At 65.2% G+C, this 15,524-nt stretch carries 12 protein-coding genes; 3 read left to right on the top strand and 9 right to left on the bottom strand.

Going from position 1 to position 15,524, the window contains the following annotated elements; genetic code table 11:
• Nucleotides 1-45 precede the first annotated feature (45 nt).
• Nucleotides 46-651: an MlaC/ttg2D family ABC transporter substrate-binding protein gene (locus ACQKRQ_RS28520; protein WP_132383355.1), complete on the bottom strand. Its 606-nt coding sequence runs from the start codon at nucleotides 649-651 to the stop codon at nucleotides 46-48.
• 213 nt (nucleotides 652-864) lie between these two features.
• On the opposite strand from ACQKRQ_RS28520, the gene ACQKRQ_RS28515 reads away from it, so the two are divergent.
• Both ACQKRQ_RS28515 and ACQKRQ_RS28510 read left to right on the top strand, forming a co-directional pair.
• The gene (locus ACQKRQ_RS28515; protein WP_427481011.1) at nucleotides 865-3,480 is read left to right on the top strand and encodes an MMPL family transporter; all 2,616 of its coding nucleotides are present in this window, start codon (nucleotides 865-867) and stop codon (nucleotides 3,478-3,480) included.
• A 2-nt stretch (nucleotides 3,481-3,482) separates the two neighbouring features.
• The gene (locus tag ACQKRQ_RS28510) at nucleotides 3,483-4,511 is read left to right on the top strand and encodes an MlaA family lipoprotein (protein WP_427481010.1); all 1,029 of its coding nucleotides are present in this window, start codon (nucleotides 3,483-3,485) and stop codon (nucleotides 4,509-4,511) included.
• A gap of 130 nt (nucleotides 4,512-4,641) precedes the next feature.
• On the opposite strand, the gene ACQKRQ_RS28505 is transcribed toward ACQKRQ_RS28510, so the two are convergent.
• The 8 genes from ACQKRQ_RS28505 to ACQKRQ_RS28470 form a co-directional block, all read right to left on the bottom strand.
• On the bottom strand, nucleotides 4,642-5,121 hold the full coding sequence (locus ACQKRQ_RS28505; RefSeq protein ID WP_427481009.1) for an acyl-CoA thioesterase: 480 nt from the start codon (nucleotides 5,119-5,121) through the stop codon (nucleotides 4,642-4,644).
• Between the two features lie 145 nt (nucleotides 5,122-5,266).
• Complete coding sequence (locus ACQKRQ_RS28500) at nucleotides 5,267-5,998, bottom strand: phosphorylase (protein ID WP_427481008.1); 732 nt, start codon at nucleotides 5,996-5,998, stop codon at nucleotides 5,267-5,269.
• 3 nt (nucleotides 5,999-6,001) lie between these two features.
• Nucleotides 6,002-8,032 (bottom strand): squalene--hopene cyclase, encoded by a 2,031-nt coding sequence (gene shc / locus ACQKRQ_RS28495; RefSeq protein ID WP_427481007.1) that lies wholly within the window; start codon nucleotides 8,030-8,032, stop codon nucleotides 6,002-6,004.
• Nucleotides 8,029-9,297, bottom strand: coding sequence for a hydroxysqualene dehydroxylase HpnE (hpnE, locus tag ACQKRQ_RS28490; protein WP_427481006.1), 1,269 nt, complete (start codon nucleotides 9,295-9,297; stop codon nucleotides 8,029-8,031). The genes shc and hpnE overlap by 4 nt, the downstream gene beginning before the upstream one ends.
• Nucleotides 9,298-9,301: 4 nt before the next feature.
• Complete coding sequence (hpnD, locus tag ACQKRQ_RS28485; RefSeq protein WP_132383369.1) at nucleotides 9,302-10,150, bottom strand: presqualene diphosphate synthase HpnD; 849 nt, start codon at nucleotides 10,148-10,150, stop codon at nucleotides 9,302-9,304.
• A gap of 274 nt (nucleotides 10,151-10,424) precedes the next feature.
• Nucleotides 10,425-11,363, bottom strand: coding sequence for a sensor domain-containing diguanylate cyclase (locus ACQKRQ_RS28480; RefSeq protein ID WP_132383371.1), 939 nt, complete (start codon nucleotides 11,361-11,363; stop codon nucleotides 10,425-10,427).
• On the bottom strand, nucleotides 11,360-11,983 hold the full coding sequence (locus ACQKRQ_RS28475; RefSeq protein ID WP_132383373.1) for a chemotaxis protein CheC: 624 nt from the start codon (nucleotides 11,981-11,983) through the stop codon (nucleotides 11,360-11,362). The genes ACQKRQ_RS28480 and ACQKRQ_RS28475 overlap by 4 nt, the downstream gene beginning before the upstream one ends.
• Nucleotides 11,976-12,344, bottom strand: a complete 369-nt coding sequence (locus ACQKRQ_RS28470) for a response regulator (RefSeq protein ID WP_132383375.1) — start codon at nucleotides 12,342-12,344, stop codon at nucleotides 11,976-11,978. Before ACQKRQ_RS28470 ends, ACQKRQ_RS28475 begins: the two co-directional genes overlap by 8 nt.
• Nucleotides 12,345-13,057: 713 nt before the next feature.
• Here ACQKRQ_RS28470 and ACQKRQ_RS28465 point away from each other — a divergent pair.
• The gene (locus ACQKRQ_RS28465) at nucleotides 13,058-15,343 is read left to right on the top strand and encodes a hybrid sensor histidine kinase/response regulator (protein WP_132383376.1); all 2,286 of its coding nucleotides are present in this window, start codon (nucleotides 13,058-13,060) and stop codon (nucleotides 15,341-15,343) included.
• Nucleotides 15,344-15,524: the final 181 nt, after the last annotated feature.

Here is a 15,524-nt window from a genome sequence, read left to right as displayed (position 1 = left end):
TTTTTTATACCTCAGGCCTCACGCACGACGTCAGGCCATCAACCGTCACCCCGCGCTGCGCGCATTGTGAGCGGTCAAAAACTTGATCAACCCGTCGATGCCGCCTTTCGAAATCTGATCGGCAAATTGCGTCTGATACACCTGGATCAGCCAGGCGCCCATCATGTTGATGTCGTAGACCTTCCAGCCGGCGGCACCCTTGGTCATGCGATAGTCGATCGCATCATCGCCGCCGTTGCTCAACACATGCGACTGCACGACAACGTCTTTGGCGCCGGCCGGAACGTTGACCGGCAAGAACTTGAACTTCACGTCCTGATCACGCAGTTGCGACAGCGAGGCCGCATAAGTGCGCGTGAGCAGCAGCGTAAACTGCTCGTACAGCTGCTTTTGCTGGTCGGGTGTCGCGGTAGCCCAAGCCTTGCCGACCGCGATCCGCGTGGTTCGCTGGAAGTCCGTGGCCGGCAGGAAGCGTGACTCGACCAGTTGGGTGATCTTCGCCATGTCGCCGCCGCGCGCCTGCGGGTCAGCCTTCATCGCGGCCACCGTGCCCTCGACAGCACTTTTTACAACCGCGTCGGGCGCGCTTTGCGCATATGCCGCGGTGGATACCACGGCCGCAGCCAGAAAAGCAGACAGATAACGTTTCATACGCTCGACAGAACCTGAAAGAAGTAAGCGCCGCCGGGGTTGCAAGCACGCAGCGAACGCAGGATAGACCAGTATACCGAGATTGCGTTCCCGCCCCGAAGAGCGTCTGCGGGAGCCGCACTTGCTACCGAACCGGAGACTGAGCCCTCCGGCTCTGTATACTTGTGCACTTTCGTCAAAAACAAAAACCGTGATAAGGCCACGTTCGCCTACATGCTGAAGTCATCTATTGTCCGTCTTGTCGCCTATTCAGTGCGTCATCCGATGAGGATCGTCGCGCTGTCGCTCGTGCTCGCCGTTTTGAGCGGTTTCTACGTCGTCTATAACTTCAAGATCAACACGGACATCAGCCGTCTCGTCGAGACGGACAAGCAATGGTCGTCGCTCGAAAATGCCATGGACCAGGCGTTCCCGGATCGCGGTCAAACCGTGCTGGTGGTCGTCGAAGCGCGCGCGCCGGAATTCGCCGACGCCGCCGCGCAAGCCCTGACCACGGCGCTCAAGGCCGATCCGAAGGAGTTCGTAGCGGTTTCGCAGCCGGCCGGCGGTCCGTTCTTCGAACACAACGGTCTGCTGTTCCCATCGACCGACGAAGTCATGTCGACCACCTCGCAACTCGTCCAGTCGCGCCCGCTCGTCAACGCTCTCGCCCACGATCCCAGCCTGACCGGCCTTGCCGGTACGCTGACCACGAGTCTGTTGCTGCCGCTTCAGCTGGGTCAGGTGAAGCTCGGCGACATGAGCCATCTACTATCGCAAAGCGCGGCCACGCTCGACCGCGTGCTGGCCGGGCAGCCGGCCGCCTTCTCGTGGCGTGCGCTGGTCGACAAGAGCGCGGCCACCGAGCCGGCGCGCGCCTTCGTCATCGTGCAGCCGGTCGTGAACTACGACGCGCTGGAGCCGGGCGCGACGGCCTCGAAGTCGATCCGCGACACCGCCGCCGCGCTGCACCTCGACTCGCGCTTCGGCGCCACTGTCCGTCTGACGGGCGAACAGCCGCTCGCGGACGAAGAGTTCGCGTCGGTCAAGGACGGCGCGGTGCTCAACGGCATCGGCACCTTCATCGTCGTGCTGATCATTTTGTGGCTGGCCCTGCGCTCGGGCCGCATGATCGCCGCCGTGTTCATCACGCTGTTCGTCGGACTCGCGATCACCGCGGCGCTCGGCCTGATGCTGGTCGGTGCGCTCAACATGATTTCGGTCGCCTTCATGGTGCTGTTCGTCGGGCTCGGGGTCGATTTCGGCGTGCAGTTCGGCGTCAAGTATCGCGAGGAGCGCAATCGCGACAATCGTCTTTCCGCCGCGCTCATGCATACGTCGCACAGCATCGGCGTGCCGCTCACGCTCGCGGCGGTCGCCGTCGCGTTGAGCTTCTTCTCGTTCCTGCCGACGGCTTATCGCGGCGTGTCCGAGTTGGGCGAGATCGCGGGCGTCGGCATGTTCGTCGCGTACTTCACCAACATGACGTTGCTGCCGGCCCTGCTGAAGATCTTCCGGCCGCCCGGCGAAGCCGGTTCGCCAGGCTTCAAGCGGCTCGCGCCCGTCGACGATTTCCTGGACCAACATCGCAAGCCGGTGCTGATCGGCACGCTGATCGTCGTGATCGGCGCCACGCCCTTGCTCACGCATTTGCGCTTCGACTTCAACCCGCTGCATCTGAAGGATCCGCACACGGAGTCGATGGCGACACTGCTGTCGCTGAAGGATTCGCCGGAAGCGGCGGTCAACAACGTGCATGTGCTGGCACCGTCGCTCGCCGACGCCGACCGCATGGCCGCGCGTCTGCGTATGTTGCCGGAAGTGGGCCGCGTCAATACGCTCGACACCTTCGTTCCCGCCGACCAGCAGCAAAAGCTGATGCTGATTGCGAGTGCCGCGCAGCAGCTGTTGCCCGCGCTGCAGCAACAACCCGCGCCACAAGCGACGGACGCGGTGCGCGTCGCCGCGCTCAAGCGCGCGTCGAACCAGCTCTCGCTCGCCGCCGACGATCACCCGGGCCCGGGCGCCGCCGAAGCCAAGCATCTGTCCGCCACATTGCAGAAGTTAGCCGCCGCCGATGCGGCCACGCGCGATCGCGCCGAAACCGCGATGTCCGACACGCTGCGCATTGCGCTGAAGCAGTTGGCCAACCTGCTGCAACCCACCGAGATCACCCGTGAGAATCTGCCCAAGGAAATCTCCAAAGGCTGGGTCTCGAAAGACGGCCGCGCCCTCGTCGACATCTCGCCGAAGGTGAAACCCGGCACCGATCCGAACGACGACGTCATGCTCGCGCACTTCGCCCACGCGGTGAAGAAGGCGGAGCCGGGCGCGATCGGCGGGCCGATTTCGATCCTGCATTCGGCCGACACCATCATCAAGGCGTTCCTGCAGGCCGCCGGCTACGCGCTCGTGTCGATTGCGATCCTGCTGTGGATCGCGCTGCGGCGCATCGGCGACATGTTGCGCACGCTGGTTCCGCTGCTGGTATCGGCGCTCGTGACGCTCGAGTTGTGCGTGGTATTCGGCATGCCGCTGAACTTTGCGAATATCATCGCTTTGCCGCTGATGCTCGGCGTCGGCGTAGCGTTCAAGATCTACTTCGTGATGGCGTGGCGCCACGGTCAGACTGGCCTCCTGCAGTCGAGCCTGACGCACGCTGTGCTGTTCAGCGCGGCGACCACGGCGACGGCGTTCGGCAGCCTCTGGCTGTCGCACCATCCGGGGACGTCCAGTATGGGGCGCCTGCTGGCGCTCTCGTTGTTCTGCACACTGATCGGCGCAGTGGTGTTTCAACCCGTGTTGATGGGCAAGCCGCGCTCACGTCGCGCGGAGCAAAAAGGAATATAAGCATGAAGCTGCGTAACACCGCGCTGGCACTCGTCGCCACCGGTTTCATTTCTGGCTGCGCCACCGGCCCCGACCGTAAGCCCGGCGACCCGCTCGAGCCGATGAACCGGGCCGTGTTCAATTTCAACGACGGATTGGACCGCTATGTCGCCGTTCCAGTGGCGAAGGGTTACCAGAAGGTGACGCCGCAACCGCTGCGCACCGCCGTGAGCAACTTCTTCTCGAATCTGGGCGATCTGACCAATGCCGCGAATGCGCTGCTGCAGTTGAAGATCACCGACGCGACCGAGGACTTCGTCCGTTTCGCGTTCAATTCGACCTTCGGTCTGGGCGGCCTGCTCGATTGGGCGACGCCGGCCGGGCTGCCCAAGCATCATCAGGATTTCGGTCTGACGCTGGGTCACTGGGGCATTCCGTCGGGCCCGTACCTGGTCCTGCCGCTGTTCGGCCCGAGCACGGTGCGTGACAGCATGGGGCTTATCGTCGACGTGAAGTTCAACCCGCTGAACTACATGGAGCCGGCGGTGCGCAATCCGCTGTACGTGCTGCAGTTCGTGAGCGTGCGCTCCGACCTGCTGGGTGCGTCGGACCTGCTGCAACAGGCTGCCTTGGACAAGTACTCGTTCGTGCGCGACGCCTACACGCAACAACGTCGTGCGCGTCTGCGCGGCACCAGCGACAACTCGGCGCCGCTGCCGAACTATGACGATCAGGGCGATTCCGGCGCCTCGTCGGCGCCCGCAGCGGGCGCGCCGGCAGCAGGCGCTCTGCCGAACTACGCGGATCCGGGCGACGCCGCGGAAGCCCCGAATGCGGCCTCTGGCGCCGCCACGGGCGCCCCGGCAGGCGTGCCCAACTCCACCGATCCGGGTGAGACGCCCGCGAGCGGCGCAGCGGGCTCGACTCAGCCGGCCGCGCCGGCTGCGGGACCCAACGGCGCTTCAGGCACGGCCGCACCGACGCCGCCAGCGGCGCCTTCCGCAGCGCCGGCCGACAGCACCCAGCCGGCCTCAGCGCCGGTGACGCAATAAGTATCGGGATTCAGGCGGGGCGCCCAGAACGGGCGCCCCGTAAAGCCGAGCTAGACGCCGGCCAAGACAGGACAAGCTACAACTTCGGCGTGCAACGCGCCGCAGCCTGGGTTAGAGCCAATCAACCGGCTCAATGCAGGCTATCCACCTCGGCGCGCGACGCAACCCGCTCTTCTTCGACCGCAACCGCGCCTTGCGGCACCGGCCGCGAATTCTCGCGATAGCGGGCAAACGCCTCATCCGCATAACGGATCCGCGTGCGCGCGTGAGGCGCCGGCTCGCCGTTTTCGTCGAGATTGACGAACACCATCTTTTCCACGGTCAGGATACTTTTGCGCGTGATCTTGTTGCGCACTTCACAGCGCAACGTGATGGAGGTGCGGCCGAAATGCGTGGCGGTCATGCCGAGTTCGATGATGTCGCCCTGCCGCGCCGAACTGACGAAATTGATCTCGGACATGAACTTGGTCACGACGCGCTGATTGTCGAGCTGGCAGATGGCGTAAATCGCGGCTTCTTCGTCGATCCAGCGCAGAAGGCTGCCACCGAACAGCGTGCCGTTGGGGTTCAGATCTTCGGGCTTGACCCACTTTCTGGTGTGAAAATTCATTCGGTACTCCGTGTTCGAGGCACCTGGGCCGCGCGCTTGGCAGCACGACCTAGGGTTAACACTGACATTGTACCAAATGTAAGGGTTTTCCCTAGTATTTCAATATCTACTGAATAGAAGGGACAGCGCCGTCGTGACGCGCGCTTCAGATGGTGGCCATGCGCAAGGCCCCGGCCTCGCCCATCGCGCGCCGTGCCTGGACCAGCGAGAGGCGCGCCGCCCGAGCGTCGACGGCAAGCTGGAGCAGCGCGCCGAGTTGCGACGGCTGCCGGATCAATTCCCGCAGAATCGGCCCGAGCGCCGTGCTGCCGTCGTCGCGCAGGCCGGCGGTCGCGGCGGAAGGCAGCGTGCGCCACGCCGGATCCACGATCGCGCGGCACACGGCAAACGGAACCCCATGCGCGGCAGCCTTCGCGCCGGCAATGTGCGATTCCATATCCACCGCCAAAGCGCCGTTCGAGCGATGCAGCACGTCCTTGTCGCCCGCCGTTACCAGCGGCGCGGTGACGGCCGCCATGAGACCGCGCCGCAAACGCGCGGAGAGCGGCCCGGCCGCCAGCGCAGCTGCGAGCCTGTCGGACCATGGCCGATCGGTCTGGAGGCGCCCAAATGGCCCGTCGACGGCATCCGCAACGATCAGCGAGCCCGGTTGCAGATCCGGAGCCAAACCGCCCGCCGTGCCGAAACTGATGATGCCCGAACAGCCTCGCGCCACTGCCGCGCTCAACGCGCGCTCCAGCAGATCGGCGCGCGCCGCGTAGACGACCTCGACGCCTTCGCCATGGGCGATGCGCGCCTCGAACGCCATGCCCGTCACTACGATCACCGGCAAGGGACTGCGGCCGTCATCGGCTGACGGCGGGGTGGATAGCGGCATCCGTTACATCCCGACCGCGACGCGCGTGAGGCCGTTGCGCTTCAGATGACGGAAGCGCGCCAGCGCCCACAACGGGAAGAACTTGCGATAGCCGTGATAGCGCAGATAGAACACGCGCGGGAAGCCCGTCGCGGTGAAACGCGTTTCGTCCCACAGGCCGTGCTCGCGCTGTTCGCGCTGCAAATACGCGACGCCGCGCGCGACCGCTTCGTGATTGACCTCGCCGGCCGCCATCAGGCCCATGAGAGCCCACGCGGTTTGCGAAGCCGTGCTCGGCGCGCGCTCATAGCCGTGGTAGTCGAGCTTGTAGCTCTCGCCGCCCTCGCCCCAGCCGCCGTCTTCGTTCTGGATCGACAGGAGCCACTGCGCCGCGCGCATCATGCGCGGGTCGTCGTGCCGCATGCCGGCGGCGTTCAGCGAACACAGCGCGGTCCACGTGCCGTAGATGTAGTTCAGGCCCCAGCGGCCGTACCAGCTGCCATCCGATTCCTGCTCCTTCAACATGTACGCGAACGCGCGTTGCGCCGGCTCGCTGTTCTGCGGCAGTTCGCCGAGTTGCGCGAGCATCGACAGACAGCGGCCCGAGACGTCCGCGGTCGGTGGATCGAGCAAGGCGCCATGATCCGAGAACGGAATGTTGTTCAGGTAGTACTGCGTGTTTTCCGGCTCGAACGCGCCCCAGCCGCCGTCGCTGCTCTGCATGCCGACCACCCACTCGCGCGCTCGCGCAATCGCTTCGCGATCGACATCCGATTGCGTAATCGTCGCCGAGCGCTGCATCGCCATCACGACCACCGCCGTATCGTCGACGTCCGGGTAGTGCGCGTTGTTGTACTGGAACGCCCAACCGCCCGGCCGCACATTCGGACGGCGCGAAATCCAGTCGCCGCGCACATCGAGAATCTGCAGCGGACGCAGCCACGCGAGTCCGCGTTCGGCGGCCTGTTCGGCACGCGCCTCGCCGGTTTCGAGCAGCGCGTGCGCCGCGAGCGAGGTGTCCCAGACCGGCGACAGACACGGCTGGCAATATGCTTCGTCATCCTTGATAACGAGCAGCTTTTCGATCGACTGGCGAGCAATCGCGCGATTCGGATGATCGGCCGGATAGCCGAGCACGTCGTACATCATCACCGAATTCGCCATGGCCGGGAAAATCGCGCCGAGGCCATCTTCGCCATTGAGCCGTTCATCGACGAAAGCCACCGCCTCGCGCACCGCGCGCTCGCGCGTGGCCTTCGGGAACAGGCCATCGACGGCGCGCAGCAGCACGTCCACGCCACTGAAAAACCGGAACCAGCCGGCATGCTGATGCGGCGCCCGATCGCGCGGACCGGTGTTGACCGGCGCGCCGCGGAACAGCTCGTCGATCCGCACACGGCGCGGGTTGCGCGCCACCGGCCGCTTCGCATTGAGCACGAGGAGCGGCACGATCACGGTACGCGCCCAGTACGACACCTTCGACAGATGGAACGGGAACCACATGGGCAACAGCATGATCTCGACGGGCATCATCGGCACCGCGCGCCAGGACACCACGCCGAACAGCGCGAGCAGAATCCGCGTGAAGACGTTCACGGTTTCGGCGCCGCCGTTGGCGAGAATCGCCTCTCGCGCACGAACCATATGCTCGGCGTCAGCCGGGTCGCCGATCATCTTCAGTGCGAAATACGCCTTCACGCTGGCGCTGATGTCGAGCGCGCCGTCGGTGAATAGCGGCCAGCCGCCGTCGGGCAACTGGATGCGGCGCAGATAGCGCGCGATCTTCTGTTCGAGTTCCACGTTCGGCGTTTCGCCGAGGTAGTGGACCAGCAGCACGTATTCGGCGGGAATCGTCGCATCGGCTTCGAGTTCGTAGACCCAGTGGCCGTCCGCCTTCTGCGCGGCGAGAATCGCATCGGTCGCGCGCGTGATCGCGGCGTCGAGCGATGCCGTGGGCACATCACCCGCAACAGCCGGCGCGGACGCGCCCGGCGCTGCTTCGGTGAAATCAGGCAGCACGGCGTCCAGCGGCTGGGCTTGAGATAAATCGTTCATCGGCGTTCCATCGGTTCATTCAGCAACGTATCCGCGGCCTTCTGGCCGGAGCGGATCGCGCCTTCAATCGTCGCGGGCAGGCCGGTAGCCGTCCAGTCGCCCGCGAGCATCAAGTTATTCCAGCGAGTGCGCGTGCCGGGCCGCCGCGTTTCCTGATCCGGCAGCGCGGCGAAGGTCGCACGTTTTTCCACGACGACTTGCCAGGCCGGCATCGGCGCGACCGGCAAGCTCGCCGCCTGAGCCACTTCGGCCCAGACGGTGGCCGCGAGTGCTTCATGCGGCGTGTCGAGCAACCGCTCAGCGCCGTTCACCGTCACCGACAAGCGGCCTTCGAAGGCGAACAGCCACTCGGCCGTGCCGTTGAGCAGCCCGGTGACCTGCGGCAGTCCAAACGGCGGCTCGACCGCGAAATGCACGTTGACGGTCGCCGCGAAGCGCGTCGGTGCGCGCAAACCTTGCACGAGCGTTTGCGCGATTTCCGGCGATACCGCGAGAATCACGGCCTGATTCGCGTCGAGCGCGATGCTTTCGGCGGCGAAATTCAGCGCTTGCACGCGGCGGTTGTCGGCGGCAAAGACGATTCCGTCGAGGCGCGAGCCCAGCCGGATCGCCGCGCCGCCGTGCTGCAACAGCCGCAGCGCCGGATCGACGAACGCGCTGCCCAGCCCGTTGCGCGCCACCAGCGGCCGGCACGCAAGGCCGCCGGCAAGCAGCGCCTCGCGCACCATGGCGCCCGTCAGTTCCGACGACGCTTCGCGCGGCTCGACGTTCAGCATGGCGTGAAACAGCGGCCGCAGCAGACGGTCCCACAGCGGTCCGTTGCAGCGCATGGTCTGCGCGACGCTGCGCCCGGGTTTGGCGAACAGCAGCGGCGCGAGCGCCAGATAGTCGCCTGGCCCGGTGTTCGGCACGCGCGCGTTCGGGTCGAAGATCCACCACGGCAGGCGTCCCGGCGACAGACGCACGGTCCAGCGTGCCCGCGTGGCCAGATCCACGAACGGATATTCGGGCTGGGCCGGGCCGACCAGTTCGTCGGCGGCGCCGATCGCCCGCGCGTAGTTGAGCGTCGCGGCATTGCCCGACAGCACCATGTGATTGCCGGTGTCGAGCGTCGCGCCCAGCTTGGAGTCGTAGTACGAACGGCAACGGCCGCCCGCCTGGGCAGCCGCTTCATGCAGCACGACGTGCGCGCCGCGCCGCTGCAACTGCACTGCGGCGGCCAGACCGGCAAGGCCCGCGCCGACCACATGTACGAGCTTTTGCATCAGCTCAGAAGAGCGCGTAACGCGCGACGATCCACAGCATGCGGAGCTTTGGCTTGCTGACCTTCGTGCGCGGAATGTCGAAGCCGCGCTCCAGCGTCCGTTCGAGCAGCACGCGATACACGCCCGACATGATGCGCGGCGCCCGCACCTGGTTGCGCGGCTCGCGGTCCATGATCGCGTCGGAGGCGGCGAAGTGTTCCTTGGCCCGCTCGGCGAGCGTGGCGCACACGCGCGGCAGCGACGGGTCGTCGGCGATCTGCGTGGGGCTCGTCACCGCAATGCCTTCGCGCGCCAGCAATTCGTGCGGCAGATAGCAGCGATTGATGCCGGCGTCTTCGTCGATATCGCGCAGGATGTTGGTGAGCTGCAGCGCGCGGCCCAGATGGTGTGCGAGCAAACGGCCGGGCTCTTCCTGCATCCCGAATATCCTCACCGATAGGCGGCCCGCCGCGCTGGCGACACGGTCGCAATAGAGGTCGAGCGTCTCTTCGTCGGGGGCGCAGATGTCGGCGGCGGCGTCCATCGCCATGCCGTCGATCATCGCGTGAAAATCGTCGCGTTGCAGATGAAACGTGTGAATGTGCCGCGTCAGCGCGCGCAGCGAAGCGCGCGGCGCGCCGGCGTAGCACGCGTCGATATCGGCACGCCAGCGTTCGAGCGCGGCGGCGCGTTCGGCGGGCGGCAGGTCGCTGTCGGCGATATCGTCGACAGCGCGGCAGAAAGCGTAGACCTGATACATCGCGTCGCGCTGCGCCGCCGGCAGGATGCGCATTGCGAGATAGAACGAGCTGCCGGATGTGGCGGCAGCGGCGTCGATTTCTGTATCGTCCACGACAAGATTGGAAACAGCCAAGACGATCTCCGCTGGAGGCGCCCGCTGAAAGGCGTTCAAGAAGTTTTATGCCTGCCCGCAGGGCCGGCGGCACGCGCGCGGGGACACGCGCGAAACACCCGGCTGGGAGGCCGGAAACGGCGAAAAGTATATCAACGTTTGTGAGATGCCGCAGTTTCGTCGGCGGATAAGGGGCCGGAAGGAAGCCTGAAGCGGGTCAGACAGTGCGCTTCACGCCATCCACTGTGGCCTGTACGGCGCCTCTGGCGAGGCGCAACGCCGCTGTGGGGCGGCGTTAGACGAACCCGACCGAGCGGTTGCGCCCTTGCCGCTTCGCGCTATACAGCGCGGCGTCGGCTTCGTTGATGAGCACGTCATACGAAGGCACGCCGACCCGCGCCGACGCGCCGCCGACGCTCGCCGTCACGGGCACGCTCGTACCCTGCACTTCGACCGGCGTGTCGGCGATCGTGCAGCGGATCTTTTCCGCGACGCGCATCGCGTCGTCGAGCGGCGTGCAAGGCAGCAGCAACGCGAATTCCTCGCCGCCGAAGCGCCCGAAGGTATCCTGCGCCCGCACCACCTCGGCGACGCGCTGCGCCATCACGCGCAACACCGTGTCGCCGACACCGTGGCCGAACTGGTCGTTGATTTTCTTGAAGTGATCGAGATCGAACAGCAGCACCGACATATCGCCGCCGTAGCGCTGCCAGCGCGTGTATTCGTCGCGCAGGCGCGCTTCGAAGAAGCGGCGGTTGGCAATGCCGGTCAGGCCGTCGCGATCGGCATATTCCTGCAGCTTCGCGACCGCCTCTTCGCGTTCACGCTGCACGATGCTCACGTGCGTGACGTCGGAAATGGTCACGCACACGGCCACCACTTCGCGCTCGCGCATGAGCGGCATGAAGGTGCAGTCCTGCTGCATGAAATCAACGCCGCCGGTAATCGGCCGGTCGTGATCGAACTTGAAGAGATACGGGCGCTGTTCCCACGAGCTGAATGCAAAACTGCCGAGCTGAAACACGCTTTCGATCTTGCGTGCCAGCCACACGCGCGGCAGTTCGGGAAAATGCGTGAAGAGCGACTTGCCGACCACCTGGTCCGGCGTCAGTCCGCTGTGATCCTGCATGAAGCGGTTCCACATGAGCACGTTCATGTCGCGATCCAGCACGAAAATGCCGAAACCGACACGTTCGACCACCAGGTCGCTCAACGAGTCCACGGGCACATTCATAGGCTCGACAGCAACGCGTCGAGCGCGCCGTTCATGTGGCGAATCGATTCTTCGGCCATCAGCATCACGAGGTGCGCGCGGAAGCTCTGGTCCTCGAGCGCGAAATTCACTTCGACCAGCAAGGCCACTTCCCATTGCAGCACGCCGGGCTGGAAGACCTCGTCGAGCGTCATGGCTTCGCCGAGCAAACCCGGCGCGGAGAAGATCGGTGTGCGGCCGAGCTGGTCGAGAATGCACGACACGCAGGCGCCGGTCAGCACGTTGGCCACATCGAACACCAGCTCTGTCTGGCTCACCGCTTCGTAGGACGAGCGCGAGTACGGGTCGCTGACGAGCGCACACAGTTGCTCGATGCTGTCGCTGCGGCAGATCACCAGCGCCTCGCCCTTGATATCGGAGCGAAAGCCCTGGCGCACCGCACTCACCGTGTCCTCGATCCCGGTCATCTCCCGCAGCGCCTGCGCCGCCTCGCTGACCGCCACCACCTTCACGCGCGGCACCGACAATTCGATGAACGCATCGAGCAGCCGCGCCAGACGTGTCGCGGCTTGACCCATCGCCAGATTGGCGACCTCTTGCAGCGCGTCGCGCTGATCTTCGTTGAGGACTGGCTCAGACATACAACCCGTACTCCTTGAGGATGGGCAGTACCGCCTCGGGCGTCACGGGCTTGGCGATGAAGGCCACGGCGCCGAGCGCGCGCACGCGCGACTGCGCCATCGGCTGAACATCGGCGGAGACGACGATGACGAAGGTGTTCAGATCCTCGTGCTGCAACGCTTCCAGCACCTGATAGCCGGTCATGTCCGGCATGGTCAGGTCGAGGAACATCACCGACGCCTTGCCTTCGCGATACAGAGCGAGCGCTTCGCGCCCGTTCGATGCGTAAGACACGTCGACCTCCCAGTCCGGCGGCAATGCCTTGGTGAGCACTTTGCGGGCAAGCAATGAATCATCGGCGATCACAATGGGCAAAGGCATGGGCGGGTCGGAAAGCGGAATTAGCTCATTCGCGTTAACGGCGGATCGAGGCGGATTCTTTAGCGCGAAGTCTGTCGACCAGCGTCAAAGTCGGCTGAAGCTTGCTGAAATGCGGATTGCAGGCGAGCGGGGAGCGCGCGCGGCGAGGCGCGTTGGACGGAACCGGTGGGAACGCCTGAAAGCGTACGCGCACGGTGGACGACGGCTATGACCGGCATGTTCGAAGCCTACCCCGTAGATGAATCTGCGCGGCTTCGTGGATCGGGCTGGTCCCTTGCCGCGCACGTGATTCCGCGAACGCCTTCCGCCACGCGTGGTACGCATGGCCTGGCTGGGTGCCCTCGCGGCAGATGCGTCCGAACATGGCGGACGCATTTTTATCATGGCGCTGATTTTCGAAGTAAAACGGCGGAAAGGCAACTCGCCAATTTCACTTTCATTAAAGAGATTTTCCCATTAAATACCATTTTTGAAAATCTTTTGGTAGATTTGGAAGGGATTCTTTTACTTCCATCCTTTTGTGTACGTTTGCGCTTCTCGATTCGTCGCTGTTTTAAAAAGCAGACAATTGAGTCGTCAGTCGATGGGCGGTCCGACAGCCGCCCGAGGCGGTCCGTTTGCCGCGGGTAACTTCTACCGCCGCTCCGTGTCTATGCTTCTCGTATGATGCTGACTCCCGGCCTCTGTCCCGAACGACCTTCGCATTACCGACAATGACACCAGACCGGTTCGAACCGCCGCCCGCGAGCCGCCTTGCCTCTCACCGGCAGGACGAGGCATTGTTCCCCGCCGTGCCGGAACAGAATTTTCAGGTGCGGCGCATCACGTTGATCGCGCTGCTGATCGCTGCGATCGTCCTGCCTTGCGTGTATGTCGCGGCCATGGCGCTCAGCGATCTGCGCACACGCGAGGCCGACGCCACCGACATGACGCTGCGCACGGTGCGGATCGCGGAAGAGCATGCGCTGAAAGTGTTCGACATGAACGAGACGCTGGATGCGCGCATCGTCGATCTGACCGAGGGTCTGGACGACGACGGCATTCGCGAGCGCGAAGCCGCCATTCACGAGAAGCTGCGCGTCATGGGCGGCGGCTATCCGCAAGTGGCCGCCGTGTCGATTTTCGGGCGCGACGGCGCCTTGCTCGCCAGCAGCCGCTACCTGCCGTCGCCGGTCATCTCGGTCGGCGAGCGCGAGGATTTCACCGGCATTCGCGACGGCAAGGATCTCGAGCATGTGTCGAAAGTCATGACGGGACACGTGGCCGGCGAACAGGTGTTCAACATGGGCGTCGAACGGCCCGCCGCCGACGGCTCGTTCGCCGGCGTGGTCTCCGTTGCGCTGCGGCCGAGCTATTTCGACGCGTTCTACCGCGAACTGCTCGGCGGCAACAACAGCGGCACGCCGATGACCATGAGCCTCGTGCGCACGGACGGCTCGATCCTCGCGCACTATCCGCGCACGCCGCGCGAGCCCACTGCCATGGCACCGCAAACGCCGTTCGCCGAAGCGCTCGCGCAGGGACGGCGGGCCGGCGTGGTGCGCATGCATTCGAATGTCGACGGCGAAGATCTGATTCTCGCGTTCCGTCACGTCGGTTCGTATCCCGTCTACGTGGTGTGCGGCTATCGGGCCTCGGCGATCTGGGCGGCGTGGTACCGGCATCTCGGCGTGCTGATCCTGTCGATGTTCACGCCGTCCATCGCGCTGTGGTGCGTGATCTGGTTGTCGCTGCGCCGCCTGGGCGCCGAACAGGAGGCGTGGGAGCGCTGGCAGGCCGAAGCGTCCATGCGCCGCTCGATCGAATCGGCGTATCGCCAGTCGCGCAAGATGGAAGCGCTGGGCACGCTGGTCGGCAGCGTCGCGCACGATTTCAACAACCTGCTGATGATCCTCTCGGCCAACGTGCAGATTGCGCGGCGGCGCGGCGTGACGGGTCTGGACCGCGAGTTGTCGGCAATGGAGCGGGCGCTCAAGAACGGCCAGTCGCTCACGCGGCAATTGCTCGGCGTGGCGCGCAAGCAGCCGCTGCGCAACGAGACGCTGTCGCTCGAACGCTGGCTGCCGGCCTGCCGCGAATTGCTGCGCGCCTCGCTCGGCGCGAAGGTGTCGCTGGTGATCGATATCGGCGTCGAGATCTGGCCGATGCGCGTCGACGTCGCGGAACTGGAGCTGGCGCTCATCAACGTCGCGGTGAACGCGCGCGACGCCATGCCGAACGGCGGGCGCTTCACGGTACGCGCCACCAATATTCAGTTCCGGCACGAAGACGGCTTTCCGTTGACGGGCGACTTCGTGCAACTGTCGCTAGAAGATACCGGCGTGGGCATGGCGCCCGACGTGCTCGCGCGCGCCTTCGAACCGCTGTTCACCACCAAGCCGAAAGGCATGGGCACGGGCCTCGGCTTGCCGCAGGTTTTCGCATTCTGCGAGCGTTCCGGCGGCCTCGCCGCGATCGACAGCGCGGTCGGCGCGGGCACTTCCGTGCGTCTCTATCTGCCACGCGCCACGGCTGAGCCGGAGGTCGACGGACCGCCCGAAACCGGCGCCGAGGAGAACGGCGCGCCGCCGGGCTTGCGCATTCTGCTGGTCGAAGACAACGAGGAAGTGGCAGCCGGCACCGAAGCCCTGCTGCAGATGATGGGCCATCAGGTCACGTGCGTCTTCAACGCCGACACCGCGCTGCGCCTGTTCGACGACGCCCACGCGCGGCAAGCGCGCACCGGCGAACCGCTGCCGTTCGATCTGGTGCTGTCCGACATCCATATGCCCGGCACCATGAACGGCATCGATCTGGCCGAGGCGGTGCTCGCATTCGAGACCAAACTGCCGGTCATTCTCGTCACCGGCTACGCGGAAGAACTCGACCGGGCGCGCCACGTGGATGTGCGTGTGCTCTCCAAGCCTTTCGATATCGGTTTGCTTGAAGAACTCCTGCAAGCGATCCAGCACGATCTGACGCAGACGGGCGCCGACCCGGCGGCGCATCCGGCAGAGTAAGCCCGCGTTGGCGGGCGTGGGACCAAATCTGACATTTACCGGTGGTTGTAAAAGCGCGGCGGCGGCATGCCGCGCTTTTTTGCGCCGCCGCCGCGCGCAGGTCGGCGCCGGCGGGCGCGGCAGGCCCGTCGGACGGGCCCGGCATGATCGTTGCGGCGTCAAAATAAGCAACGGGAGCGGC

The organism is Paraburkholderia sp. NPDC080076 (genome assembly GCF_050281145.1).
GTDB lineage: Bacteria > Pseudomonadota > Gammaproteobacteria > Burkholderiales > Burkholderiaceae > Paraburkholderia.
The sequence above is the reverse complement of the archived record's forward strand: the minus strand, read 5'-3'. Positions and strand labels throughout refer to the sequence as shown.

What these genes read in the sequence shown, in the direction of transcription:
- ACQKRQ_RS28500 (WP_427481008.1), bottom strand. Translation starts at nt 5,998, where the DNA reads ATGCCGCTATCCACCCCGCCGTCAGCCGATGACGGCCGCAGTCCCTTG.
- ACQKRQ_RS28505 (WP_427481009.1), bottom strand. Translation starts at nt 5,121, where the DNA reads ATGAATTTTCACACCAGAAAGTGGGTCAAGCCCGAAGATCTGAACCCC.
- ACQKRQ_RS28480 (WP_132383371.1), bottom strand. Translation starts at nt 11,363, where the DNA reads ATGAATGTGCCCGTGGACTCGTTGAGCGACCTGGTGGTCGAACGTGTC.
- hpnE (WP_427481006.1), bottom strand. Translation starts at nt 9,297, where the DNA reads ATGCAAAAGCTCGTACATGTGGTCGGCGCGGGCCTTGCCGGTCTGGCC.
- ACQKRQ_RS28520 (WP_132383355.1), bottom strand. Translation starts at nt 651, where the DNA reads ATGAAACGTTATCTGTCTGCTTTTCTGGCTGCGGCCGTGGTATCCACC.
- ACQKRQ_RS28475 (WP_132383373.1), bottom strand. Translation starts at nt 11,983, where the DNA reads ATGTCTGAGCCAGTCCTCAACGAAGATCAGCGCGACGCGCTGCAAGAG.
- ACQKRQ_RS28510 (WP_427481010.1), top strand. Translation starts at nt 3,483, where the DNA reads ATGAAGCTGCGTAACACCGCGCTGGCACTCGTCGCCACCGGTTTCATT.
- ACQKRQ_RS28470 (WP_132383375.1), bottom strand. Translation starts at nt 12,344, where the DNA reads ATGCCTTTGCCCATTGTGATCGCCGATGATTCATTGCTTGCCCGCAAA.
- ACQKRQ_RS28515 (WP_427481011.1), top strand. Translation starts at nt 865, where the DNA reads ATGCTGAAGTCATCTATTGTCCGTCTTGTCGCCTATTCAGTGCGTCAT.
- ACQKRQ_RS28465 (WP_132383376.1), top strand. Translation starts at nt 13,058, where the DNA reads ATGACACCAGACCGGTTCGAACCGCCGCCCGCGAGCCGCCTTGCCTCT.
- shc (WP_427481007.1), bottom strand. Translation starts at nt 8,032, where the DNA reads ATGAACGATTTATCTCAAGCCCAGCCGCTGGACGCCGTGCTGCCTGAT.